The sequence below is a fragment of the Pseudomonas sp. FIP_A4 genome, from assembly GCF_036701605.1.
Classification (GTDB): Bacteria; Pseudomonadota; Gammaproteobacteria; order Pseudomonadales; family Pseudomonadaceae; genus Stutzerimonas; species Stutzerimonas phenolilytica.
The window spans coordinates 351,316-374,017 of record NZ_JAYDXP010000126.1 but is presented as its reverse complement, the minus strand read 5'-3'; the positions used below and the strand labels follow the sequence as shown (position 1 = coordinate 374,017).

Annotated in this window: 25 protein-coding genes; 12 read left to right on the top strand and 13 right to left on the bottom strand. The window is 67.1% G+C overall.

Features of this window, described 5'->3' with window-relative positions:
- Positions 1–86 precede the first annotated feature (86 nt).
- The 7 genes from U8L64_RS14940 to U8L64_RS14910 all read right to left on the bottom strand — a co-directional run bounded on the left by U8L64_RS14940 (position 87) and on the right by U8L64_RS14910 (position 6,752).
- On the bottom strand, positions 87–578 hold the full coding sequence (locus U8L64_RS14940; RefSeq protein ID WP_077682707.1) for a disulfide bond formation protein B: 492 nt from the start codon (positions 576–578) through the stop codon (positions 87–89).
- A gap of 118 nt (positions 579–696) precedes the next feature.
- Positions 697–1,917, bottom strand: coding sequence for a heme biosynthesis HemY N-terminal domain-containing protein (locus U8L64_RS14935; RefSeq protein WP_333398152.1), 1,221 nt, complete (start codon positions 1,915–1,917; stop codon positions 697–699).
- On the bottom strand, positions 1,914–3,071 hold the full coding sequence (locus U8L64_RS14930; RefSeq protein ID WP_333398151.1) for a uroporphyrinogen-III C-methyltransferase: 1,158 nt from the start codon (positions 3,069–3,071) through the stop codon (positions 1,914–1,916). The genes U8L64_RS14935 and U8L64_RS14930 overlap by 4 nt, the downstream gene beginning before the upstream one ends.
- Positions 3,072–3,087: 16 nt before the next feature.
- Positions 3,088–3,858 carry a uroporphyrinogen-III synthase gene (locus tag U8L64_RS14925; RefSeq protein WP_043297898.1) on the bottom strand — a complete coding sequence of 257 codons (771 nt, stop codon included), beginning with the start codon at positions 3,856–3,858 and terminating at the stop codon, positions 3,088–3,090.
- A complete protein-coding gene (hemC, locus tag U8L64_RS14920) occupies positions 3,855–4,793 on the bottom strand; it encodes a hydroxymethylbilane synthase (protein ID WP_333398150.1) in 939 nt (312 codons plus the stop codon). Before hemC ends, U8L64_RS14925 begins: the two co-directional genes overlap by 4 nt.
- Positions 4,794–4,950: 157 nt before the next feature.
- Entirely contained in the window at positions 4,951–5,697 is a 747-nt protein-coding gene (locus U8L64_RS14915) for a LytR/AlgR family response regulator transcription factor (RefSeq protein ID WP_333398149.1), read from the bottom strand.
- Between the two features lie 5 nt (positions 5,698–5,702).
- Positions 5,703–6,752, bottom strand: coding sequence for a sensor histidine kinase (locus U8L64_RS14910; RefSeq protein ID WP_054094434.1), 1,050 nt, complete (start codon positions 6,750–6,752; stop codon positions 5,703–5,705).
- A gap of 195 nt (positions 6,753–6,947) precedes the next feature.
- Here U8L64_RS14910 and argH point away from each other — a divergent pair, with 195 nt between their 5' ends.
- The 6 genes from argH (at position 6,948) to U8L64_RS14880 (ending at position 13,976) form a co-directional block, all read left to right on the top strand.
- Positions 6,948–8,342: an argininosuccinate lyase gene (gene argH, locus U8L64_RS14905; protein WP_333398148.1), complete on the top strand. Its 1,395-nt coding sequence runs from the start codon at positions 6,948–6,950 to the stop codon at positions 8,340–8,342.
- Between the two features lie 46 nt (positions 8,343–8,388).
- Positions 8,389–9,540 (top strand): NnrS family protein, encoded by a 1,152-nt coding sequence (locus U8L64_RS14900; RefSeq protein WP_333398147.1) that lies wholly within the window; start codon positions 8,389–8,391, stop codon positions 9,538–9,540.
- 83 nt (positions 9,541–9,623) lie between these two features.
- Positions 9,624–10,151: a hypothetical protein gene (locus tag U8L64_RS14895; RefSeq protein ID WP_043297891.1), complete on the top strand. Its 528-nt coding sequence runs from the start codon at positions 9,624–9,626 to the stop codon at positions 10,149–10,151.
- A gap of 62 nt (positions 10,152–10,213) precedes the next feature.
- A complete protein-coding gene (locus tag U8L64_RS14890) occupies positions 10,214–10,648 on the top strand; it encodes a hypothetical protein (RefSeq protein ID WP_175415069.1) in 435 nt (144 codons plus the stop codon).
- A 112-nt stretch (positions 10,649–10,760) separates the two neighbouring features.
- Positions 10,761–11,006, top strand: coding sequence for a TIGR02647 family protein (locus U8L64_RS14885; protein WP_043297890.1), 246 nt, complete (start codon positions 10,761–10,763; stop codon positions 11,004–11,006).
- A 129-nt stretch (positions 11,007–11,135) separates the two neighbouring features.
- Positions 11,136–13,976: a class I adenylate cyclase gene (locus U8L64_RS14880; RefSeq protein WP_333398197.1), complete on the top strand. Its 2,841-nt coding sequence runs from the start codon at positions 11,136–11,138 to the stop codon at positions 13,974–13,976.
- A 22-nt stretch (positions 13,977–13,998) separates the two neighbouring features.
- On the opposite strand, the gene rnk is transcribed toward U8L64_RS14880, so the two are convergent.
- Together rnk and cyaY are read right to left on the bottom strand one after the other, a co-directional pair.
- Positions 13,999–14,406 (bottom strand): nucleoside diphosphate kinase regulator, encoded by a 408-nt coding sequence (gene rnk / locus U8L64_RS14875; protein ID WP_008568359.1) that lies wholly within the window; start codon positions 14,404–14,406, stop codon positions 13,999–14,001.
- A gap of 130 nt (positions 14,407–14,536) precedes the next feature.
- Entirely contained in the window at positions 14,537–14,869 is a 333-nt protein-coding gene (gene cyaY / locus U8L64_RS14870) for an iron donor protein CyaY (protein ID WP_043297889.1), read from the bottom strand.
- 168 nt (positions 14,870–15,037) lie between these two features.
- Here cyaY and lptM point away from each other — a divergent pair, with 168 nt between their 5' ends.
- From lptM to U8L64_RS14840, 6 genes are all read left to right on the top strand, one after another.
- On the top strand, positions 15,038–15,178 hold the full coding sequence (gene lptM, locus U8L64_RS14865) for an LPS translocon maturation chaperone LptM (protein WP_037020009.1): 141 nt from the start codon (positions 15,038–15,040) through the stop codon (positions 15,176–15,178).
- Positions 15,179–15,190: 12 nt separating this feature from the next.
- On the top strand, positions 15,191–16,438 hold the full coding sequence (lysA, locus tag U8L64_RS14860) for a diaminopimelate decarboxylase (RefSeq protein ID WP_333398146.1): 1,248 nt from the start codon (positions 15,191–15,193) through the stop codon (positions 16,436–16,438).
- A 10-nt stretch (positions 16,439–16,448) separates the two neighbouring features.
- Entirely contained in the window at positions 16,449–17,279 is an 831-nt protein-coding gene (dapF, locus tag U8L64_RS14855; protein ID WP_043297887.1) for a diaminopimelate epimerase, read from the top strand.
- Positions 17,276–17,971, top strand: a complete 696-nt coding sequence (locus tag U8L64_RS14850) for a DUF484 family protein (protein WP_054094430.1) — start codon at positions 17,276–17,278, stop codon at positions 17,969–17,971. The genes dapF and U8L64_RS14850 overlap by 4 nt, the downstream gene beginning before the upstream one ends.
- A 63-nt stretch (positions 17,972–18,034) precedes the next feature.
- A complete protein-coding gene (gene xerC, locus U8L64_RS14845) occupies positions 18,035–18,934 on the top strand; it encodes a tyrosine recombinase XerC (protein WP_333398145.1) in 900 nt (299 codons plus the stop codon).
- A complete protein-coding gene (locus tag U8L64_RS14840; RefSeq protein ID WP_333398144.1) occupies positions 18,931–19,635 on the top strand; it encodes an HAD family hydrolase in 705 nt (234 codons plus the stop codon). The genes xerC and U8L64_RS14840 overlap by 4 nt, the downstream gene beginning before the upstream one ends.
- A gap of 47 nt (positions 19,636–19,682) precedes the next feature.
- Here U8L64_RS14840 and sutA read toward each other — a convergent pair whose 3' ends face one another.
- From sutA to glnK, 4 genes are all read right to left on the bottom strand, one after another.
- Positions 19,683–20,018, bottom strand: a complete 336-nt coding sequence (gene sutA / locus U8L64_RS14835; RefSeq protein WP_008568368.1) for a transcriptional regulator SutA — start codon at positions 20,016–20,018, stop codon at positions 19,683–19,685.
- A 74-nt stretch (positions 20,019–20,092) separates the two neighbouring features.
- Positions 20,093–20,518 (bottom strand): secondary thiamine-phosphate synthase enzyme YjbQ, encoded by a 426-nt coding sequence (locus tag U8L64_RS14830; RefSeq protein ID WP_043297883.1) that lies wholly within the window; start codon positions 20,516–20,518, stop codon positions 20,093–20,095.
- Between the two features lie 127 nt (positions 20,519–20,645).
- Positions 20,646–21,962, bottom strand: coding sequence for an ammonium transporter (locus U8L64_RS14825; protein ID WP_043297882.1), 1,317 nt, complete (start codon positions 21,960–21,962; stop codon positions 20,646–20,648).
- 41 nt (positions 21,963–22,003) lie between these two features.
- Entirely contained in the window at positions 22,004–22,342 is a 339-nt protein-coding gene (gene glnK, locus U8L64_RS14820) for a P-II family nitrogen regulator (RefSeq protein ID WP_003096476.1), read from the bottom strand.
- Positions 22,343–22,702 lie beyond the last annotated feature (360 nt).

The window sequence follows — 22,702 nt, the reverse complement described above, 5'->3', positions numbered from 1 at the left end:
CGCCGGAATTACAGTGCCCGAGCCATCATCTGCGCTTTCTCACTGACCGTCGAACGGGAAGCAGGTTCGCTGATGAAGCGCGACGATCAGCCGCGACGCAGCATCTGCCAGCCGCAGAACGCTGCCATGGCGATGAACGCCAGCAGCGTCCACTCGGGAATGCTCATGCCCAGCAGGGTCCAGCTGACCTCTGCGCACTCGGCGGTGCCGTGCAGCACCAGACGGGCGATTTCCTGGAAGGGCAGCGCCTCCATCATGTATTCCAGACTCGGCAGACAGCTCGGCAGCTCTTCGGCCGGCACGCTCTGCAGCCAGATCTGGCGGATCGCCGTGGCGCCTCCGGCCACCGCGAACAGCAACGCGAACGCGGCATACAGGCGCCGGCCGGTCAGTGCCGGATCATGCAGCGCGGCGATCAGACAGACCACGCCGAAGCCGATCACACAGATACGCTGCACGATGCACAGCGGGCAAGGCGCCAGGCCGACCACATGCTCCAGATACAGCGCAGCCCCCATCATCGCGACGCAGGCAAGGAAGGCGAGAAGGAAAAGCGAACGTGGGCTGGCCAGGTTCATGGGAGCTCCGCAAGCAGGAAAAGCCCGCTACGGTAGAGGAAAGCGGCGACCGCTTACAAGCGGCCGCCGCCTGGCTTGCGAACGGCGACACCCGCGCGACGGCGGGCGTCGCTCACTGTCAGAGCGGTGCCGGCAGGTTGCGATCCAGCAGCCCGAGCCCCTCGTGGAACAGCTGGTTGCTGCGCTGCGCATCACCCAGTTGGGCCAGCAGGCGCGCCAGCTCAGCGCAGGTTTGCGGGCGATGCTCGATGCGCAGACTCGCCTCGAAATAATCGCGCGCCTTGCCCCACAGCTCGTTACGCAAACTCAGCCGGGCAAGCGCCAGCAATAGCGCGGCGTTATCCGGGTGCGCCTTGAGCCAGCCTTCGGCATGGGCCAGCTGACGCGCCGAATCGCGTCCCTGGACGCAACCATAGCGCTCGATCAGGCGATCATCGAACTGGCGTTTGAGCGCGGCGTACAGCACCTCCTCGGCCTTCGCCTCGGCGCCGAGCCGGCTAAGGCCGTCGGCGTAGGCGCGCACCAGCAGCGGTTCGTGACGCAACGCAGCGGGTACCGACTGCCAGCGCTGTTCGAGCGCCTGGCGCGCCTCTTCCGCCGTGCCAGCCTCGGTCTGTGCGGCCTGCTCGACAGCGGCGGTCCAGGCCAGCCGCTCCAGTTCGTCCAGACGCGCCGCCGGTAGCACGCGCTGCTTGCGCAGATCCGGCAGCAGCCGGCACAGCGCGGGCCAGTCCTCCAACTGCACATAGAGCTGCTGCAACTGCACCAGCAGATAGGGATGGCGCGGATGCTCGTCGTGCAACGCGCTCAGCGTCGCCCGTGCTTCGGCGTACTGGCCGCGCGCGATCTGCAGCTGTGCCTGCGCCAGGCCGATGGCCAGCGCGGCCTGCGGTTCACGTTCCCGTGCCTGACGCAGCAATTCGTCGCTCTGCTCATGTTCGCCCAGTTCGTTGGCCGCGCGGGCCGCGCCCAGGTAATGCACCAGCGGCTGACGGTCGTGCTCGGCGGCGGTACGCAGGTGCCCGAGGGCATGCTGCCATTGCCCTTCGGCCAACTCACGCATGCCACGCCGCGAAGCGTTCTCGACGCGCCGCGCGCGATGCCGCCGCGACCACGGGTTGACCAGCGCGCCGGAAAGCTGCAGCACCCCCAGCAGGCGGTGCAGCAGCACCGCAAGCAGCCAGAAGGCGGCAATCAGTCCCAGGAAAACCCAGAAACTGGATTCGTAGCGGAAGCGATCGTAGGTGATCAGCACGTAACCGGCGCTCTGGCTGATGGCCCAGCCGAGAAAACCGACGATCGCCAGGATCAGAATGAGAACGAGGGCCAGACGTTTCATGTGCGCTGTGCCTCCTGCTCCGCCTCGGCCGCCGGCTGCGCCGGTGCCGGCTCGCTGCCGTCCTGGGTTTCACGCTTCTGCACGTAGACCTGCAACGCCTTGAGGGCCGGAGCCAGGTCAGGCAGCGTCACCGCAACCTGCCGTCCAGCGAGCGCCTCGATGCGCTGGCGCAGCCCGCGGGCGTCGCCGTTGTCCTCGCTGAAGTGGTCCTGCAGCATGCTGCGCGCCTGCTCCAGCGACTGCTGGTAAACCTCGGTATTGCCGTTGAGCACCGCCCACTGCGCCTGCTCGATGGCCAGCGACAGCGCCAGCTGCACTTGCGCCAGGCTCTGGCCGGCGAGCAGCGGCTTGACGTTGGTGCCGGCGTCGAAGTCGATGCGCACGTAGCGCATCAGCTCGTCGAGCCAGCGTTGCCAGCGGCTTTGCACCGCATCGCCCGGCAGCGCCTCACCGTTGATGAATTCCGGCGCCAGCGCGCTGAGCCGGCTGGTCTGCCCGCGCAGGGCTCCAAGCTGCAGGAACAGCCCGGTGCGGTCCAGATCCGGCAGGCTGCGCAGGCCTTCGAGTCCTTCGAGCAGTTTCTGCCGGGTGGCGTACGCGGCCGGGTCATCCTGTTTCTGCAGGATCAGGTCGGCCTCGTGCACCAGCATCTCGGCGCTCTTCACGTCCTGCATGGCCGACAGGCGCAGCATTGCCATGCGCAGCAGATGTTCGGCCTCAGCCAGCCGCCACTCCTCGCGGCTGGCGCCGAGCACCTGCTCGACGCGGCCGGAGAGACGCTGCTGGTCGCTCTGCAGGGCGGCGAGCAGACGCCGCTGCTCGTCCAGCGCGGCCGGCGATGGCAGTTGTTCCAAGGGTGCCAGACGGCTGGCCAGCTGCCGATCGGCCTCGGCCAGACGCTGCGCCTGCGCGTCGGCGGTCTGCAGCGCCTGCGCCTGCTGTGCATCGCGAGCGGCGAACTGCTGCACCTGCCAGACGCTGTAGCCAGCCACGGCGATACCGGCGACGCCGCACAGCAGGGCCAGCAGAGGCAGCGCCTTGCCGCCGCCCTGGCGGACAGGTTTGGCCGGGGCATTCTTGCGGGCGTCGTTAGCGATGGGATCCGGCGTGCTGGCCGGGGATTGCAGCGGCTCGTTCTTGTCTGTTTCGCTCACATTTCCATCCTTTGCTTCAGAAGGCAGGCCGCGGTGTGCTGCGTACGGCCGCCAGCAAGGCCGCGGCGGCAGCGCCACGGCAATCCACGATTCGTCGGGCGCCCAGCTGCCGAGCCATCTCAGCGACCCTGGGGCTGGGTACGAACAAGGGTAATTCAAGCAGATCGCGCCAGGCGGCGCCGGCCAGCGCGTGCAGCGACTGCAGCCCCTGGCCGCTGCTGATCACCAGGCCATTGAGCCGCTGCGCCTCTACCAGATCCATCAGCGCATGCGGCGGATATTCAGGCAAGCAGCGGCGGTAAAGCTCCAGCGTGTCGACCTGCACGCCGCGCGCGCGCAGGGTCTCGGCGAAAAACTCGCGACCGCCCTCGCCGCGCACGATAAGCACCTTCGGCGCCGGTACCGCCAGCGCCTCAGCCAGTTGCGGCAGCGCCAGCAGGGCTTCGCTGTCGTCGCCGGTCTGCGGCCAGCTGACGTCCAGGCCGTAGTCCGCGAGGATCGCCCCGGTCGCCGCGCCGACGCTGAACCAGCGCTGGCCGAACGGCGGCTGCGGCCAGTAGCGGTCGAGCAGTTCCAGCGCCAGGCGCGCGGCCGGCTTGCTGACCACGACCACGGCGCAGTAACGATCCAGTTCGAGAATGGTTGCGCGCTGCTCAGCGGTTTCCGGCAGCGGCTCGATCGCCAGCAGCGGCAGGCTGGCGCTGTCGATTCCGGCCTCGGCCAGCGTCGCCGCCAGCGCGGCGCATTCCTCGGCCGGCCGGGTCAGCAGCAGGCGCCAGCCGCTCACGCGTGACCGGCCTCGCCGTAGACCGCCTGGAGAATCCGTTCGGCGCCCTGCGCCAGCAGGTCTTCGGCGACGCGCACGCCCAGCGCTTCAGCGTCGGCGGCCGGCGCACGACCCTCGGCGCGCAGCAGCAGGCTACCGTCGGGCTGCCCGACCAGACCGCGCAGCCACAGTTGCTCGCCCTCGAGTACCGCGTAGCAGGCGATCGGCACCTGGCAGCCACCATTCAGCCGCTTGTTCAGCGCACGCTCGGCGGTGACGCGCGTGGCGGTCGCGGGATCATTCAGACAGGCGAGCAGCTGGTGCACTTCGCTGTCGGCGCTGCGGCATTCGATGCCGACCGCCCCCTGTCCGCCGGCCGGCAAGCTCTCGTCGACGCCGATGCTGGAGCGGATGCGCTCGCCGAAGCCGAGGCGAATCAACCCGGCGGCGGCGAGGATGATGGCGTCGTACTCGCCGGCATCCAACTTGGCCAGGCGGGTGTTGACGTTGCCGCGCAGGAACTGGATTTTCAGGTCCGGACGGCGCGCCAGCAGCTGGGCCTGGCGGCGCAGCGATGAAGTACCGACCACGCTGCCGGCCGGCAGCGCATTTAGGCTGTCATAGCTGTTGGAGACGAAGGCGTCGCGCGGGTCTTCGCGCTCGCAGATGCAGTACAGGCCGAGCCCTGCGGGAAACTCCATCGGCACGTCCTTCATCGAGTGCACGGCGATGTCCGCCTCGTTCTCCAGCAGCGCGGTTTCCAGCTCCTTGACGAACAACCCCTTGCCGCCGATCTTCGCCAGCGGCGCGTCGAGCAGCTTGTCACCGCGGCTGACCATCGGCACCAGGCTGACCGTGAGTTCGGGGTGCGACGCCTCCAGGCGGGCCTTGACGTATTCGGCCTGCCACAGGGCCAGGGCACTCTTGCGGGTGGCGATGCGAATTTCGCGAGACATGGGCTAATCCAGAACCAGTGAATTGCCGGCGATGATAACAGGGCCGGCGGCGTCGCTGGGTTGGCAGGAATCAAGGAACGCCGCCGCACGCACCGGCGACCCGGCGCGGCGCGACGGCCAGCCGGCGACGGGCCGCCACCGTGCACCGAGAATGCGCTTAGAGGCTCTGCATCAGCTTGCGCACACCGGCCACATGCCGTCGGCTCACCGTCAGCGCCTCGCCCTCGAGCCCCTTGAGGTACAGCTGGAAATGCCCCAACGGCGTGCGCTGCAGGCGCTCGATGCGGTCGCGGAACACCAGCGCATTGCGGTGGATACGCACGAAGCGCTCACCGAACTCGTCCTCGAGCGATTTCAGCGGTTCGTCCAGCAGCACCTCACCGCCGGCGTGACGCAGCGTCACGTATTTGTGGTCGGCAATGAAATAAATCACCTCGTCCAGCGGGATCAGCTCAATGCCCTTGCGCGTGCGCGCACTGATATGGCTGCGCGGCCCGCCACCGGAAATCGCCGCGGGGCGCGTCAGCGCGGCGAGCTGCACGCGGTTGGGACGCTCGGCCTTCTTCAGCGCTTCGACCAGATGCTCGGGCCGCACGGGCTTGACCAGATAGCCAACCGCGCTGACCTGGAAGGCCTCGAGGGCGAATTCGTCATGGGCAGTACAGAAGATCACCGCCGGTGGCGCGTCCATCTCGCACAGCCGGGCGGCGACCTGCAGGCCGTCGAGGCCGGGCATGCGGATATCGAGCAACACGATATCCGGGCGCAGTTCTTCGATCAGCGACAGGGCTTGCTCGCCGTTGCTCGCGGTCGGCTCGAGGACACGATAACCGTCGAGGTCACCTACCAGTCGGCTTAGGCGCTCGCGGGCCAGAGGTTCGTCATCGACAATCAGCACATTCATAGAGGTCAGGCTTCCTGCTTTTGTCTCGCACATGGATAGCGTAGACAGGTGTAGTGGCGGCCATCACGGCGCTCCACGCTGAGACTCGCCTGCGGCCCGAAAAGTGCCGCTAATCGTGCGTCGATATTCAGCAAACCCTGGCGAGTACCGCGCGAAACCTGCGTTTGCGCCGCTTCGTCGAACGGGTTGCTGACCTCCAGGCTGAACACGCCGTCGGCATATTTCGCCGTCACGCTGACCAGGCCGCCCTCGATGCGCGGCTGGATGCCGTACACCAGCGCATTTTCCAGCAGCGGCTGCAGCGTGAGCTGCGGTATCGGCAGGTCCGCCGGCACCTCGTCGATCTGCCATTGCAGCTGCAGGCGGTCGCCAAGGCGGTACTGCTCGATCGACAGATAGCGGCGCGCCAGTTCCAGTTCGTCCTGCCAGGCCACCAGCGTGCCGGGGCGCGCCAGGCTGGCGCGGAACAGGTCGGACAGATCGAGCACCGCCTGTTCGGCCTTGAGCGGATCGAGCGCGACCAGGCTGGCGATGCTGTTCAGGCTGTTGAACAGGAAGTGCGGGCGGATCCGCGCCTGCAGCGATTCGATTCGCGCGCGCAGCTCGGCCTGCTCTTGGCGTCGCCACTGGCTCTGCAGGTAGAAGTAGCGTAGCAGCAGCCCGGACATGATCAGGCTGATCAGCGCGTGGCGCAGGTACAGATTGACCTCGCCCTCGCGCTGCAGCGGTCCGGCGAGCTGATAAATATCGGCCACCGCGGTGCAGGCCAGCGCCAGGCCGACCACCAGCACGCAGCACACCAGCCCCGCCAGCGCCGCCCGCAGCTGCGCCAGCAGCGGGCGCAGCAGGCACAGCGTGCCGGCCGAGAGCAGCACGATCCATTGCACGAACAACGAAGTCAGCGCCAGGCGCATCCAGTCAAAGCCCGGCTGCATCGGTTCGGCCAGCACCAGCACCAGCACCAGCAACTCGGCCAGCAGCACCAGACCGAGCAGCGCCTCCGCGCGGCACAGTTCTGGAATGAAGAAATCGTCGGTTACGCCAGTGGATTTCACTTGATCAGCCTGTCGGTTTGCCCGCCCGGCAGTTTCCGTGCGCCCTCCGACATCGGCAAGCCAGCCACCGACCGCGAGCGCCGGAAAAGCGTGGATTTGCCAGCCAGCTCACCCTTCCGGCCGTGCCCGATCGCCGCGCCATCCCTGCTATCATCGCGGCCTTTCCTCAGCCTTCGGATTTCAGCGAGCGCATACATGAGCACCGACAAGACCAACCAGTCCTGGGGCGGCCGTTTCAGCGAGCCCGTCGACGCCTTCGTCGCCCGATTCACCGCCTCCGTCGAGTTCGACAAGCGCCTCTACCGCCACGACATCATGGGCTCCATCGCCCACGCCACCATGCTGGAAAAAGCCGGCGTGCTGAGCGCCGATGAGCGCGAGCAGATCATCACCAACCTGAAGGACATCCAGGGCGAGATCGAGGCCGGCACCTTCGACTGGCGCGTCGACCTGGAAGACGTGCACATGAACATCGAGGCGCGCCTGACCGACCGCATCGGCATCACCGGCAAGAAGCTGCACACCGGCCGCTCGCGCAACGACCAGGTCGCGACCGACATCCGCCTGTGGCTGCGCGACGAAATCGACCTGATCCTCGGCGAAATCACCCGCCTGCAGCAGGGCCTGCTGGGTCTCGCCGAGGCCGAAGCCGATACCATCATGCCCGGCTTCACCCACCTGCAGACCGCGCAGCCGGTGACCTTCGGCCACCATCTGCTGGCCTGGTTCGAGATGCTCAGCCGCGACTACGAACGTCTGGTCGACTGCCGCAAGCGCACCAACCGCATGCCGCTGGGTTCGGCCGCGCTGGCCGGCACCACCTACCCGATCCAGCGGGAAATCACCTGCGAGCTGCTGGGCTTCGAAGCGATCTCCGGCAACTCGCTGGACGGCGTCTCCGATCGCGACTTCGCCATCGAATTCTGTGCCGCCGCCTCGGTGGCGATGATGCACCTGTCGCGCTTCTCCGAAGAGCTGGTGCTCTGGACCAGCGCGCAGTTCCAGTTCATCGACCTGCCCGACCGCTTCTGCACCGGCTCCTCGATCATGCCGCAGAAGAAGAACCCCGACGTGCCCGAGCTGGTGCGCGGCAAGACCGGCCGCGTGTTCGGCGCGCTGGCCGGCCTGCTGGTGCTGATGAAGGGCCAGCCGCTGGCCTACAACAAGGACAACCAGGAGGACAAGGAGCCCTTGTTCGACGCGGCCGACACCCTGCGCGACAGTCTGCGCGCCTTCGCCGACATGGTTCCGGCGATCAAACCCAAGCGCGAAATCATGCGCGAAGCGGCGCTGCGCGGCTTCTCCACCGCCACGGACCTGGCCGACTACCTGGTGCGCAAGGGCCTGCCCTTCCGCGACTGCCACGAGATCGTCGGCCACGCGGTGAAGTACGGTGTACAGACCGGCAAGGACCTGGCCGAGATGAGCCTCGACGAGCTGCGCCAGTTCAGCGATCAGATCACTGACGACGTGTTCGCCGTGCTGACCCTGGAAGGCTCGGTCAACGCCCGTGACCATATCGGCGGTACGGCGCCGCAGCAGGTGCGTGCCGCCGTGCAGCGTGGCCGCGACCTGCTCGCCAGCCGCTGATCCACCCTCGGAGCGGGCGCCGGCCCGCTCCGCTCAGGAGGCGCCCATGCCCCCGCGCAAACCGCGTCTTCCTTTCGCTAACGCCTGGTTCTTCCCCGCCGCCGCGCTGTATGCGGCCGTGCTGCTGCCGGTCTCGGTACTCGGCCTGCTGGGCCTGCTGCCGGCGCTGCCGGGGCTGGCCACGCCCGTCGGCCATGCGCGGGAAATGCTGTTCGGCTTTGCCCTGGCGGTGATCGCCGGTTACCTGCTCGGCCCGCAGCCGTTGCGGCTGATCCTGTCACTGCTCGGTTGCTGGTTGCTGGCGCGCGGCGGCGCGCTGTTCTGGCCCGGTTCCTGGCTGGAGATGGGGGCGACGCTGCTGTTCGCCGCCGGGCTGGCGTGGAAAGTGCTGCCGCGCTTCGTCGGCGCGGCGAAGAAGTGGCGCAACCAGTCCGTCGCGCCGGTGGTCGGCGGGCTGGCACTGCTCAGCGCGGTCACCGCCACCGGTCTCGATTACGGCGTGCTGCGTCTGCTGCAGCACGAGGCGCTGCTGCTGCTCGCCGCCCTGCTGTTCTTCATGGGCGGGCGCGTCCTCGCCCCGGCGCTGGCCGGCCACGCGCAGAATGAAGGGCGCCGGCTGGACGCCCGCGTGCAGCCGCAACTGGAAGGTGCGGTGCTGATCCTGCTGGCGCTCGCCCTGCTGCTGGCGCCGCTGCCCTGGCTGCTACTGCAGCGCCTGGCGGCCGCCATGCTGGTCGCCGCCAGCGTGCTCAGCGGGATTCGCCTGCTGCGCTGGCAGCCCTGGCACTGCCGCGCACGACCGGACCTGCTGGTGCTGCTGCTCGGCTACGCCTGGCTCGTCCTCGGCCTGCTGCTGCTCGGTCTGAGCGCGCTGATCCCGACGCTACCGGCAACCGCCACGCTGCATGCGCTGAGCGTCGGTGCGCTGGGCAGCCTGACCTTCGGCGTGATGGGACGTACGCGGCTGGTGCAACGCTTCCGCGATCCCGAGGCGCGGCGCTGGATTCACCCGTTCGCGCTGCTGCTCAGCCTGGCCGCGCTGGCACGCATCGTTCCGGCCATGCTGGGCCTGCAACCAACGCCCTGGTTGCTGTTGGCCGCGGGGTGCTGGTCGCTGGCCTATCTGGCGCTGGCGGTGCTGCTCTGGCAATGCCGCGATACCCCTGGCGACCGCCCGCGCGCACGGCCGGATCACTGATCGTCGAGGAACTCTCACGCAGCGCGCTTGACGTACAAGCAGTCGACGGCGAATCCGCCTTCCTCCATTCGCGGAGACATCGCATGGCCAACCTGCGCACGCTGCTGTTGAATCAAGACACCCAGGGCGGCGAACTCTTCGAGTCGCCGCGCGAACGCCTGCTCTTCTACCGTGCCGAAATCCATTTCGAATCCTCGCTGCTGGCCGAGCGCACCAGCGCCTATCTGGCCTCGCAATCGTTTCTGATGATCGCCTTCGCCTCGTCGATGGCCAACAGCAACCCCGACTGGGGCAACCTGTTCCGCCTGGTGGTACCGGCAGTGCTGGCGCTGCTCGGGCTGCTGACGTCGCTGCATGCGATGCCTGGTATCCGCTCGAACTTCGAAGTCATCGAGCGCTGGCACCAGAAACAGGCCGAGCTGCTGCAGCTGGAGGGACGCGTCGGCATCCTGCCGAACAACGAATCGGCGCTGTTCGGCGAAGGCACCAGCCCCGCGGGCGGCAAACGCTACAAGCGGACGTTGCTGTTCTCGCTGCGCACGCCGATCATTTTCTCGCTGGTCTGGGGCCTGTTCGGCGTACTCTGCCTGACGCTAAGTCTGCTGGACTGAAGGCGGTCGCCGGCGGCTGGCCCGTCAGGCGGCGGAGAGCCGCACAATCGAGGAGAAACCGCATGTCCGAGTCCGACCGCCCGCGCTACCGCATCAGCGCAGATCGCCAGGCCGCTCACCGGCGGGTACGCTACATCGAGACCAATCAACCGGACGACGGCAGCTGCACGCTGTGCCAGCTGGACACCGCCAACCCGTCGCCAGCCGAAGAGAACCGCGCAATGTCCAACGAGATCGAGCAAGACGACGAGGCCTTCGCCGAGGCCACACTGATTCAGGCCATCGAGAACCAGCTGGAGGCCGGCGAGCCGGCCGCCGCCCAGGCAACCCTGAACAAGCTGACGCTGGTCGGCTACGAACGCGAGGAAAGCGTGCAGATGATGGCGCTGGCCCTGGCCCATGAAATCCGCCGCATGCTCGCCGAGGATCGTCCCTTCGACGGCGCTGCCTACGAAGCCCTGTTGCGCAACCTGCCGGAACTGCCAGAGCAGGCGTAGCGGGCACCGGCCGGCAATCGCGCCGAACCCGAACCTGGATCAAGGCAGGCTCGCGACCAGCAACTACACTCAGCGAGCAAGGGCCGAATGGCCCACCATTCGAGGAGCGAGCATGTCGTACACCCCTGAGTTGGTCGCCGAACTGGAAGTCCTTCGACAGTTCAATCTGGAAAATCTGCAGGAAGGCCTCAAGGTCCATCACGAGGCCAGCCCGTCCACCATCGCCGCGTTCGCCCGGCTGCATGCCAAGGGCCTGATCACTCAGGTCGACGGCGGTTATCTCACCAGCCTGGGGCGCGACGCCGCCGAACAGGCGCAAACCCTGCTGACCATACTCTGCGAGACCGCCAGCGCCTGAACCGCGCCACCAGCAGCGATCCGGGCGGCAGCGCCGGCGCTGACGCCCGCTTGAGGTCTGGCCATGTGCCAGCCTCAAGCCACGCAGCGAGCGGCCGATGAACAGAAGTCGTCCCACCTGCACACCGCAATGACCCGCACCCCACCCATCCAGCCGATTCTCGAGGAAGGCATCGACCGCAAGGTGCTTGCTACCCTGCGCGCGCGGTTTCTGACGCTGAGCGCGGCACGTCTGGAGCGTGCGATGCAGGGGATGTCGACGCGCCAGCAGCAGGCGCTCAAGCTGCTGCCCCTGCTGTTTCACGTCAACCATCCGCTGCTGCCCGGCTATGTCGCGGCGAGCACGCCGGCGGGACTGTCGAGCTTCGAGCCGGATGCCGAATTGCTCGCCGAAGCACAGCGCCTGACCCGCTCGTTCACTTACAAACCATTGCGCGGCCGCCCGGACCAGCCGATCTGGGGACTGTACCTGATGGGCAGCCTCGGCACCGTGGCGCAGGAGGAACACAGCGACCTCGACGTATGGGTCTGCCACGATCCGGCACTCGATGCCCGCCAGCTCGACGAACTGCGCCGCAAATGCGACCTGCTGACGGCCTGGGCTGCCAGCCTGGGCAGCGAAGCGCATTTCTTCCTGGTCGACCCGCAGCGCTTCACCCAGGGCCAGCGCGAGACGCAGCTCACCTCCGACGACTGCGGCACCACTCAGCACTACCTGTTGCTCGATGAGTTCTATCGCACGGCGATCTGGCTCGGCGGTCGCACGCCGGTCTGGTGGCTGGTGCCGGCCTACGAGGAACACCGCTACCACAGCTATGTGGAAACCCTGCTGGAGCGGCGTTTCGTCCGCGCCGAGGACGTGCTCGATCTCGGCCATCTGCAGCAGATACCGCCCGGCGAGTTCGTCGGCGCCGGGCTCTGGCAGCTGTACAAGGCCATCGAAGCGCCCTACAAGTCGTTGTTCAAGCTGTTGCTGGTGGAGGTCTACGCCAGCCAGCATCCGCAGGTGCATTGCCTGGCGCTGGCGTTCAAGCAAGCGGTGTACGCCGGCCAACTGAAGATCGAGGAGCTCGACCCGTACATCTGCGCCTATCGCGCCATCGAGCAATACCTGCGCGACCGCGACGCACCCGAGCGCCTCGAGCTGGCCCGGCGCTGCCTGTACCTGAAGGTCAACCGCCCGCTCAGCCGCCCCCCGCGCAACCGCAACAAGAGCTGGCAACGCGTGTTGCTCGAGCAGCTGGTACGCGACTGGCAGTGGGACGAGCGCCTGCTCGCCCGGCTCGACGACCGCAGCCGGTGGAAGGTGCGCCAGGTCATGCAGGAACGCCAGGCGCTGGCCAACGAGCTGGCGCTCGGCTACCGCTTTCTCAGCGATTTCACCCGCCAGCAGCAGGCCGCCAGCTCGGTCAGCCGCCGCGACCTGAGCGTGCTCGGCCGTCGCCTGTTCGCCACCATCGAGCGCAAGGTCGGCAAGGTCGAGGTGCTCAATATCGGTATCTCGCCGAACATGGCCGAGGACAGCCTGACGCTGGTGCATGGCGAGGACGCCGCCGGTGATCTGTGCTGGTCGCTGTTCACCGGCAGCCTGAACGCCCAGGAGTGGGCGAACTTTGCCCCGCTCAAGCGCACGCGCGAACTGATCCCGTTGCTCGCCTGGTGCCACCGCAACGGCGTGATCGATGCCGGGACGCGTGTCTCGCTGTTCGCCGGCGACAGCGGCCTGAGCGAGCAGGAGCTGTTCAACCTGCTCAGCGAGCTGCGCCAGGCATTGCCGCTCCCCCTGTCGCCGGTCGATGCACAGACGCTGCTCGCCACCGCGCAGCCGCGCACGGTGCTGCTGCTGGTCAACATCGGCCTCGATCCGCTCGACCAGCGCTCCCTGTTGCAAATGCCCGACGATGGCGCGCACAGCGACCCGCTGGACTATGCCGCGGCGCGGGAGAATCTGGTGCTGAGCATCGATCAGGTGCAGCTGAGCAGCTGGAACGAGCTGATCGTCAGCCGCTACGAAGGTCCGCATGCACTGCCCGACTGCCTGCGCGACCATCTGCAGAGCCTGCCGGCCGATGGCGACGGAGTCCCGCAGTTGCAGGTGCGCTGCTTCTCGCGCAATCGCGGGGCGGCCATCGCACGGCGAGTCGAGGAGCTGCTGCTGGAGGCACGCCTGCAGCTCGCCCGCGTGCACAGTCGCTACCTGCTGCAGGTGCGCCAGCAGTTCCATTTGCTCGAACGCCGGCCCGACAGCGTCCGCGCCACCAGCCTGAACGACCGCACCGCGCTGCTCGCCCATCTGGGCGAGGCGCATCACGTCTATCGTCCGCTGCGGCTCGATCGGCATGCGCTCAAGGACGATGACCTGCGCCTGATTCTGCCGTTGGCGCGCGCCGACTGCCTGCAGCTGTTCTATCGCATACGCGGCGAGACGGCCGAGCTGAGCATTCTCGACGAGTGCAACGCACTGTGGTGCCAGCGCCTGCCGTGCCGCGACGAACAGCAGTTACTGATGCCGCTGCTGCGCTTCCTGAGGTCGGTGGAGTATCGGCGCAACGCTCGTGTGCCGCTGCACGGGGATGACGGCGAGGCGGCCTTCGACATTCAGCTCTACCGCCTGCACGGCGACCCGCGCGAACCGTCGGCCAGCGTGGAGCGGCGCGCGCTACCGCAGGGCGGGACGAGCGATGCCTGCTACGAAGTGCAGGCCATTGTCGAACCGGGCGAGACGCGCTCGCAGGTGACGCTGTACTGCAACCACCGGGAGTTTTCCGAGCTGGAATACGGCGCCCGGCTGTGTATCGCGGTCGCCGAACACATTCTGTCGCAGCGCCGCGATGGCGAGCGCTACCCCTGCTACATCACCGACCTGGATCTCTCGGGCATGCATGGCAGCGGCCGCAGCCAGACGGTGCAGCTGCTGCGCTACAAGGCGCGGCTCGAAGCCGCGCTGAACGCCGCGCTGGCGCAGCTCTGAGCGCGCCGCGCGGCCGCCGGCATCACAGGCCGGTGTCGCCCGCCGCTTCCGGCTGGTATTCGACTTCCAGCAGCGTGAGCTTGATGACCTTGCCACCCGGGGTCGGCCAGTCGATGTGCTGGCCAACGCTCATGCCCAGCAGCGCGGTGCCCACCGGCGCCAAAACCGACACGGTGCCCGGCTTGCCGGCATCCTGCGGATAGACCAGCGTCAGGTGGTAATCCTTGCCGCTGCCCTCCTCACGGCAATGTACGCGCGAATTCATGGTCACGACGCCAGCGGGCATCTCGCTGCGCGAGACGACCTTCGCCCGCGACAACTCCTGCTCCAGCGCTTCGGCAGCCGGGCCGTACTCGTCCAGGCTGTCGAGCAGCCGTTCGAGCCGCTGCAGATCGAGTTGGGTAAGGATGATCGACGGTGCACTGGTCATGGGTTCTGGCTCGCTCCTGTGAAATCCAAACGCAAAAAAAGCAAAACCCCGCCCGAAGGCGGGGTTTTGTGACCTGCGGCGACCGTATCACAGCCGCTCGAATTAGCAAAGAGAGCCGCGTGGGGCCCGCTCAGAGGTCCTCGAAAGCCAGCGCTTCGCCGCCCTGCTCCTGGGTGACGCGCGCCAGCAGTTCACCCAGGCGCTCCTCGCTGCTGTCGCAGACCCACAGCGCGGCCTCCTCGTCGTAATCAAAGTGAAAACCACCGGAGCGTGCCGCGACCCACAGCTGGCGCAGCGCCGGCTGGCGGCTGAGAATCAGCTGGCTGCCGTTGGCGAAACGCACGGTCAACACGCCGCCGGAGTTCTCCAGATCGACATCCAGAGCGCTATCGTCGAATGCATCCTCCACCTCTTCCTGGGCGGCGTCGACGAGATCGTGGTAGCGGGCTTCGCTCAGGCTCATGCGGGGGGTCCTCAAGGTGGCGAGCGACCGGCGGTCGCATCGAGGACGCGAGCTTAGCAGGCCCGTCGCAAACCAGGCGAGCCGGCGCCGCCGCCGCGGCTGCTCGATAGGCAATCCGCCGGGTGCTGGGTATACTCCGGCCATTCGATTTTTCAAGGATTGTCCCCCATGAAGCGTCTGCTGCTTCCCCTTGTCGCGCTCGCCGTTCTCGCCTCCGTTCTCGGCGGCTGCGGCCAGAAAGGCCCGTTGTATCTGCCGGACGACGAGGCCACCGCCAAAGAACGTTCCAAAGACCGTTTCGAACTCTAAAGGAGGCTGATCATGGAGGCCTTCTCGTACCGCGACGGTCAACTCTTCGCGGAGGGCGTGGCGCTGCCTGCCCTCGCACAACGCTTCGGCACACCGACCTACGTCTATTCGCGCGCGCACATCGAAGCCCAGTACCGGGCCTATGCCGATGCGCTGGATGGCATGCCGCATCTGGTCTGCTTCGCCGTCAAAGCCAATTCGAACCTGGGCGTACTGAACGTGCTGGCGCGCCTCGGCGCAGGCTTCGACATCGTCTCGTGCGGTGAACTGGAGCGCGTGCTGGCCGCCGGCGGCCAGCCGGACCGTATCGTCTTCTCCGGCGTCGGCAAGACCCGCGACGACATGCGTCGCGCGCTGGAAGTCGGCGTGCACTGCTTCAACGTCGAATCCACCGACGAGCTGGAGCGCCTGCAGCAGGTCGCCGCCGAGCTGGGCGTCAAGGCTCCGGTGTCACTGCGGGTTAACCCGGACGTCGACGCCGGCACCCACCCGTACATTTCCACCGGGCTGAAAGAGAACAAGTTCGGCATTGCCATCGCCGATGCCGAAGCGGTCTACGCCCGCGCCGCCGAGCTGGCGAATCTGCAAGTGGTCGGCGTCGACTGCCATATCGGCTCGCAGCTGACCAGTCTGCCGCCGTTCCTCGATGCGCTGGACCGCCTGCTGGGGCTCATCGACCGCCTGGCCGCGCGCGGCATCCACATCCGTCACCTGGACCTGGGCGGCGGTCTCGGCGTGCGCTACCGCGATGAGCAGCCGCCGCTGGCCGGCGACTACATCCAGGCCGTGCGCCAGCGCATCGAAGGTCGCGGCCTGGCGCTGGTGTTCGAACCGGGTCGCTCGATCGTCGCCAACGCCGGTGTGCTGCTGACCCGCGTGGAATACCTCAAGCACACCGCGCACAAGGATTTCGCCATCGTCGACGCGGCGATGAACGACCTGATCCGCCCGGCGCTCTACCAGGCCTGGATGAACGTCGTTGCGGTGCAGCCGCGCCGGGGCGAAGGCCGCCGTTACGACATCGTCGGACCGATCTGCGAAACCGGCGACTTCCTTGCCAAGGACCGCATCCTGGAGCTGGCCGAGGGCGACCTGCTGGCCGTCTGCTCGGCCGGTGCCTACGGTTTCGTCATGAGCTCCAACTACAACACCCGCGGCCGCGCCGCCGAGGTGCTGGTGGATGGCGACGAGGCCTTCGAAGTACGCCGTCGCGAAAGCGTGCAGGAACTCTACGCCGGCGAAAGCCTGCTGCCCCGTTGAGGCCAACCCGATGCTTTTGCGCTTTACCAAGATGCACGGGCTGGGCAACGACTTCATGGTCATCGACCTGGTCAGCCAGCACGCGCACATCCAGCCCAAGCACGCCAGGCAGTGGGGCGACCGCCACACCGGCATCGGCTTCGATCAGTTGTTGATCGTCGAACCGCCGCAGAATCCGGACGTCGACTTCCGCTACCGCATCTTCAATGCCGACGGCTCGGAAGTGGAGCAGTGCGGTAATGGCGCGCGCTGCTTCGCCCGCTTCGTGGTCGACAAGCGCTTGACCGTCAAACGCAAGATCAAAGTCGAAACCAAGGGCGGCATCATCGAGCTGGACATCCGCCCCGACGGGCAGATTCGCGTCGACATGGGGCCGCCCCGCCTGAAGCCCGCGGACATCCCTTTTCAGGCCGACGCCGAGGCGCTGAGTTACCCGCTGGATGTGGCCGGCCGCCGCGTGGAGCTTGCCGCCGTGTCGATGGGCAATCCCCATGCCGTGCTGTGCGTCGACAGCGTCGACAATGCGCCCGTGCACGAACTGGGACCGCAGATCGAACACCACCCGCGCTTCCCGCAGCGGGTCAACGTCGGCTTCCTGCAGGTGATCGACCGTGGCCATGCGCGCCTGCGCGTGTGGGAACGCGGAGCCGGCGAGACCCAGGCCTGCGGCACCGGCGCCTGCGCCGCGGCGGTCGCGGCGATCCGCCAGGGCTGGATGGATTCGCCGGTGCAGATCGACCTGCCCGGCGGCCGTCTGTCCATTGAATGGGCAGGTCCCGGCCAGCCCGTTATGATGACCGGCCCCGCCGTTCGCGTTTTCGAAGGACAGGTTCGCCTATGACCGAGCAGACCCCGGCCGCCGCGCCGCTGCCCGACGCCGAAGTCGTCGCCGCCTACCTGCGTGCCCATCCGGAATTCTTCGTCGATCACGACGAGTTGCTCACCGAACTGCGCCTGCCGCACCAGCCCGGCGCGGCCGTGTCGCTGGTCGAGCGCCAGGTCAAGCTCCTGCGCGAGCGCAACATCGAGATGCGCCATCGCCTGTCGCAGCTGATGGATGTCGCCCGCGACAACGACCGGCTGTTCGACAAGACTCGCCGGCTGGTGCTCGACCTGCTCGACGCCAGCAGCCTGGAAGAGGTGGTCAGCGCCGTCGAGGACAGCCTGCGCCATGAATTCCAGGTGCCCTACGTCAGCCTGATCCTGTTCAGCGATGCCGTGCTGCCGGTGGGGCGCAGCGTCAGTCCGGCCGAAGCCCAGCAGAGCATCGGCGGCCTGCTCGCCGGCGGCAAGACCATCTGCGGCGCGCTGCGCGCCCACGAACTGGCCTTCCTGTTCGGTGAGGAGCACAGCGCCAGTGTCGGCTCGGCAGCGGTGGTCATGCTCGATCAGCAGCTCGGCGCGCTGGCGATCGGCAGTCCCGATCCGCAGCATTACAAGAGTTCGCTCGGCACGCTGTTCCTTGGTTACATTGCCGAGGTGCTGGCGCGAGTGCTGCCGCGCTTCGCCACGCCGCTACGCTCGGTGCGCTGAGCCTCCGCGGTTCCCCGGCAGGCTGTCCGGCCGGCGCAGTGCCGGCCATCGTTGGGAGGCCCCGTGCAAACCGATCTCGATCGCTATTTCCAGCACCTGCACAGCGAGCGACAGATGTCGCCGCATACCCTGGACGGCTACCGCCGCGATCTGGCCAGAGTGCTCGCCTTCTGCGAGCGCCAGTCGGTGCAGCAGTGGGCGGCGCTGCGCGGTCAGCAGGTGCGCCAGCTGATTGCCGAACTGCATCGCCAGGGACTGTCCAGCCGCAGCCTGGCGCGTCTGCTGTCGTCGCTGCGCGGATTGTATCGCTACCTCAATCAGGAAGGCCTCTGCGCGCATGATCCAGCCAGCGGCGTCAGCGCGCCCAAGGGCGAGAAGCGCCTGCCGCGGCTGCTGGACACCGATCGCGCGATGCAGCTGCTGGACGGTGCTGTCGAGGACGACTTCATCGCCCGTCGCGACCAGGCCATGCTCGAGCTGTTCTATTCCTCCGGGCTGCGCCTGTCCGAGCTGGTCGGTCTGAATCTCGACCGGCTCGACCTGGCCGCCGGGCTGGTACGAGTCGTCGGCAAGGGCAACAAGGAGCGTGAGCTGCCGGTAGGACGCCAGGCGCGCGAGGCGCTGCGCGCCTGGCTGCCGCTGCGGGCGCTGGCCAATCCGGCCGACGGCGCGGTATTCATCGGCCAGCAGGGCCGCCGTCTCGGCCAGCGCGCGGTGCACAAACGGGTGCAGGCTGCCGGCGCCCGCGAGCTGGGCCAGCGCCTGCATCCGCACATGCTGCGCCACAGCTTCGCCAGCCATCTGCTGGAGTCGTCGCAGGACCTGCGCTCGGTGCAGGAACTGCTCGGCCACGCCGATATCGGCACCACGCAGATCTATACCCACCTGGACTTCCAGCACTTGGCCAAGGTCTACGACCAGACGCATCCACGAGCCAGACGCAAGCAGGACGACGAATCGTGAACCTTCGCCTGATCACCTTCGACCTCGACGACACCCTCTGGCAGGCCAAGCCGATCATCCAGGGCGCGGAGCGGGCGCTGCGCGACTGGCTGGCGACCAACGCGCCGCTGCTCGGCGACTTCCCCATCGAGGCGCTGGGCGCGATCCGACGCATGCTGATCGAGCGCGAACCCGCGCTGCGCCACCGCATCAGCGAGCTGCGCCGGCGGATCCTGTTCCACGCGCTGACGGATGCCGGCTACGAGCAGGCGCAGGCGCAGCAGCTCACCGACGCTGGCTTCCGCGTGTTTCTCGACGCCCGCCATGCGATCGAACTGGCGCCGGAGGTGCTGCCCACGCTGGAATGGCTGGCCAATCACTACATCCTCGGCGTGCTCACCAACGGCAATGCCGATGTGCGACGACTGGGGCTGGCCGACTACTTCCAGTTCGCCCTGTGTGCCGAGGACCTGGGCATCGGCAAGCCCGACCCGCGGCCGTTCCGCGAGGCGTTGCGACTGGCCGGCGTGAGCGCGGCAGAAGCCGTGCACATCGGCGACCACCACGAGGACGACATCTTCGGTGCCCAGCAGGCCGGTTTCCGCGCCATCTGGTACAACCCGCAGCACCTGCCGTGGCAACAGGCACACCGACCGGAGGCCGAAATCCACAGCCTCACGGAGTTGCCCGGCCTGCTCCGGCACTGGCGCTCGGGCTGCTGAAACGAAAGAGCCCGCACGATGGCGGGCTCTTCGCTTGGCGCGCGGACTCAGATGGGCCGGCTGCCGTACTTGCTGTCGGGCTTCTTGGGCGGATCGGCCACCACGTTCGGCTCGACTTCCTGCACCTTGCCGCCACGCGCGAGGAACTCTTCCATCGCCCGGGCCAGCGCATCACGTTCCTTCTGCTTGGCTTCCAGGCTGGGCAGCTCATCCGGCTCGGCAGCCTTGGCCTTGGCCTTCTTCGGCGTCGGCGTGGCGCGCTCGCTGTCGGTGCCCTCGTCGTCCAGAGCCTCGTCGCCGTCGTCGGCCGCGCTCAGCTCTTCCTCCCCGTCTTCCTCGTCAGTCACGTCCAGATCGTCTTGTTCGAGTTCTTCGTCGCTCATGTTCAACCTCGTGGCTCGCCAAAGCGGTAGTTATAGCCCAGCGATGCACAACCTCTGGCATCGCCAAAAAAAATTCAACTCTGCATGCCATGCAGGGTCGCCAGCACTTGCCTGGCGCCTCCCTGCTCGCGGTGCTCGCCGAGATAGATGCCCTGCCAAGTGCCGAGCGCCAGGCGCCCGGCGGAGACCGGAACGCTCAACTGACAGCCCAGCAGGCTGGCCTTGAAGTGCGCCGGCAGATCGTCCGGCCCCTCGTAATCGTGTTCGTAGCCCGGCTCGCCCTGCGGTGCCAGGCGATCGAAAAAACGCTCGAAATCGCGTCGGACCGCGCCATCGGCGTTCTCGTTGACGGTCAGCGACGCCGAGGTATGCCGCAGCCACAGGTGTAACAGACCGACCTCGCAGCGCCGCAGTTCCGGCAACGCGGCCTGCAGCTCGTCGGTGATCAGATGAAAACCGCGCGGACGCGGGCGCAGCGTGATCAGGGTCTGTTGCCACATGCTGGAAACCCGGGCTCGGAGGCGGATCGGGCGCATTCTAGCGCGGTCGCGAAAAAAGCAAAGGGCGCCAAAAGGCGCCCTTGCCAACCGCTGCGTGATGGTTGCGCGCTGGTCGCGCGGGATGTCGCTAGAGGTTGTAGCCGCGTTCGTTGTGCAGGCTGAGGTCCAGGCCCACGGTTTCCTCTTCGTCGTTCACCCGCAGGCCCATCACCGCGTCGATCACCTTGAGGATCACGAAGGTGACGATGGTGGTGTAGACCACGGTGAACAGCACACCCTTGAACTGGATCCACAGCTGCAGCGCGATGTTCTCCACCTCGCCGAAGCCACCGAGCGCCGGCGCCGCGAACACGCCGGTGAGCAACGCGCCGACGATGCCGCCGACGCCGTGCACGCCGAAAGCATCCAGCGAGTCGTCGTAGCCGAGCTTGCGCTTGAGGCTGGTGGCGCAGAAGAAGCAGATCACGCCCGAAGCCAGACCGATGATCAGTGCGCCCATCGGACCGGCGGTGCCCGCAGCCGGAGTGATGGCGACCAGACCGGCAACCACGCCCGAGGCGATGCCCAGTGCGCTGGGCTTACCGTGGGTGATCCACTCGGCGAACATCCAGCTCAGGGCCGCTGCGGCGGTGGCGATCTGCGTCACCAGCATGGCCATGCCGGCAGTACCGTTGGCGGCGGCCGCCGAGCCGGCATTGAAGCCGAACCAGCCGATCCACAGCATGGCCGCCCCCATCAGCGTCAGACCGAGGTTGTGCGGGGCCATCGGCGTGACCGGGAAGCCCTTGCGCTTGCCCAGCACCACGCAGGCCACCAGACCGGCGATACCGGCGTTGATGTGCACCACGGTGCCGCCGGCGAAATCCAGCACGCCCCAGTCCCACATCAGACCGCCGTCGCCGCCCCAGACCATGTGCGCGATCGGCGCATAGACCAGGGTGAACCAGACGGTCATGAAGATCAGCATCGCTGAGAACTTCATGCGCTCGGCGAAGGCACCGACGATCAGCGCCGGGGTGATGATGGCGAAGGTCATCTGGAAGGTTATGAATACGCTTTCGGGGAAGGCGCCGACCAGGCTGTCGACCGTCAGGCCGCTGAGGAAGGCGCGCTCCAGGCCGCCGACGAAGGAGCTGAAGTTGGTCACTCCCGCCTCCATGCCGGTGGTGTCGAAGGCCAGGCTATAGCCGTAGACCATCCACAGGACGCTCATCAGGCCGGTGATGGCGAAGCATTGCATCATCACCGAGAGGATGTTCTTCGAGCGGACCATGCCGCCGTAGAACAGTGCCAGGCCAGGGATCGTCATGAACAGCACCAGCGCGGTGGCGGTGAGCATCCATGCCGTATCGCCTGAATCCAGCGTCGCGTCCTGTGCCAGCGCGAGGCCGGGGCTTAGCAGGGACAATAGGGCTCCTAGCCCTGCGAATTTGCGCAGAGTCATGGTGTTACTCCTGGGGCGTGAGGGGTTCGTTTGGGGGTGCGTTAGATCGCGTCGGTATCGGTTTCGCCGGTACGGATGCGAATGGCCTGTTCCAGATTGACGACGAAGATCTTGCCGTCGCCGATCTTGCCGGTGTTGGCCGCCTTGGTGATGGCCTCGATCACGCGATCGAGCTGATCGTCGGCGATGGCCACGTCGATCTTCACCTTTGGCAGGAAGTCGACGACGTATTCAGCACCGCGATACAGCTCGGTGTGCCCCTTCTGACGACCGAAGCCCTTGACCTCGGTGACGGTGATGCCCTGGACGCCGATTTCGGACAGCGACTCGCGCACGTCGTCCAGCTTGAACGGCTTGATGATGGCAGTGACTAGTTTCATGAAACTTCTCCCGTTTAGGTGGACTTGCCCCAGAAGTACGAACCCGCAGCAAGTCTAAGCTGGTGTCCGGCTCTTGTAACGCCCGGACTGCTTGCCAGGCGCAGGTCCGACTGCGTGCCCGTCCGTTGTGCGATCCAACCGGGCGCCGCACTGGTGCATGCGTCGAGAGGGTCAAAGCAGAATCGATGCCAGGTTGACGAAACGCCCGCCCGGCAAGGCGCCAGGCGCCGCGAGCATGCGCCCGCAGGGGAAAAGGCAGCACAGCGATGCACCAGAATGGCGCACGGAGGCCGGTGGGCCTGCGCAAATCCTGTGCAGCCTCGGGCACGGCCTGCACAAAAACGCGCGTGCTACACTGCC

Coding starts and splice junctions, on each gene's coding strand:
- U8L64_RS14940 (WP_077682707.1), bottom strand. CDS start 578: ATGAACCTGGCCAGCCCACGTTCGCTTTTCCTTCTCGCCTTCCTTGCC.
- U8L64_RS14935 (WP_333398152.1), bottom strand. CDS start 1,917: ATGAAACGTCTGGCCCTCGTTCTCATTCTGATCCTGGCGATCGTCGGT.
- hemC (WP_333398150.1), bottom strand. CDS start 4,793: ATGTCTCGCGAAATTCGCATCGCCACCCGCAAGAGTGCCCTGGCCCTG.
- U8L64_RS14915 (WP_333398149.1), bottom strand. CDS start 5,697: ATGAATGTGCTGATTGTCGATGACGAACCTCTGGCCCGCGAGCGCCTA.
- argH (WP_333398148.1), top strand. CDS start 6,948: ATGAGCACCGACAAGACCAACCAGTCCTGGGGCGGCCGTTTCAGCGAG.
- U8L64_RS14900 (WP_333398147.1), top strand. CDS start 8,389: ATGCCCCCGCGCAAACCGCGTCTTCCTTTCGCTAACGCCTGGTTCTTC.
- U8L64_RS14895 (WP_043297891.1), top strand. CDS start 9,624: ATGGCCAACCTGCGCACGCTGCTGTTGAATCAAGACACCCAGGGCGGC.
- U8L64_RS14890 (WP_175415069.1), top strand. CDS start 10,214: ATGTCCGAGTCCGACCGCCCGCGCTACCGCATCAGCGCAGATCGCCAG.
- U8L64_RS14885 (WP_043297890.1), top strand. CDS start 10,761: ATGTCGTACACCCCTGAGTTGGTCGCCGAACTGGAAGTCCTTCGACAG.
- U8L64_RS14880 (WP_333398197.1), top strand. CDS start 11,136: ATGACCCGCACCCCACCCATCCAGCCGATTCTCGAGGAAGGCATCGAC.
- rnk (WP_008568359.1), bottom strand. CDS start 14,406: ATGACCAGTGCACCGTCGATCATCCTTACCCAACTCGATCTGCAGCGG.
- cyaY (WP_043297889.1), bottom strand. CDS start 14,869: ATGAGCCTGAGCGAAGCCCGCTACCACGATCTCGTCGACGCCGCCCAG.
- lptM (WP_037020009.1), top strand. CDS start 15,038: ATGAAGCGTCTGCTGCTTCCCCTTGTCGCGCTCGCCGTTCTCGCCTCC.
- lysA (WP_333398146.1), top strand. CDS start 15,191: ATGGAGGCCTTCTCGTACCGCGACGGTCAACTCTTCGCGGAGGGCGTG.
- dapF (WP_043297887.1), top strand. CDS start 16,449: ATGCTTTTGCGCTTTACCAAGATGCACGGGCTGGGCAACGACTTCATG.
- U8L64_RS14850 (WP_054094430.1), top strand. CDS start 17,276: ATGACCGAGCAGACCCCGGCCGCCGCGCCGCTGCCCGACGCCGAAGTC.
- sutA (WP_008568368.1), bottom strand. CDS start 20,018: ATGAGCGACGAAGAACTCGAACAAGACGATCTGGACGTGACTGACGAG.
- U8L64_RS14830 (WP_043297883.1), bottom strand. CDS start 20,518: ATGTGGCAACAGACCCTGATCACGCTGCGCCCGCGTCCGCGCGGTTTT.
- U8L64_RS14825 (WP_043297882.1), bottom strand. CDS start 21,962: ATGACTCTGCGCAAATTCGCAGGGCTAGGAGCCCTATTGTCCCTGCTA.
- glnK (WP_003096476.1), bottom strand. CDS start 22,342: ATGAAACTAGTCACTGCCATCATCAAGCCGTTCAAGCTGGACGACGTG.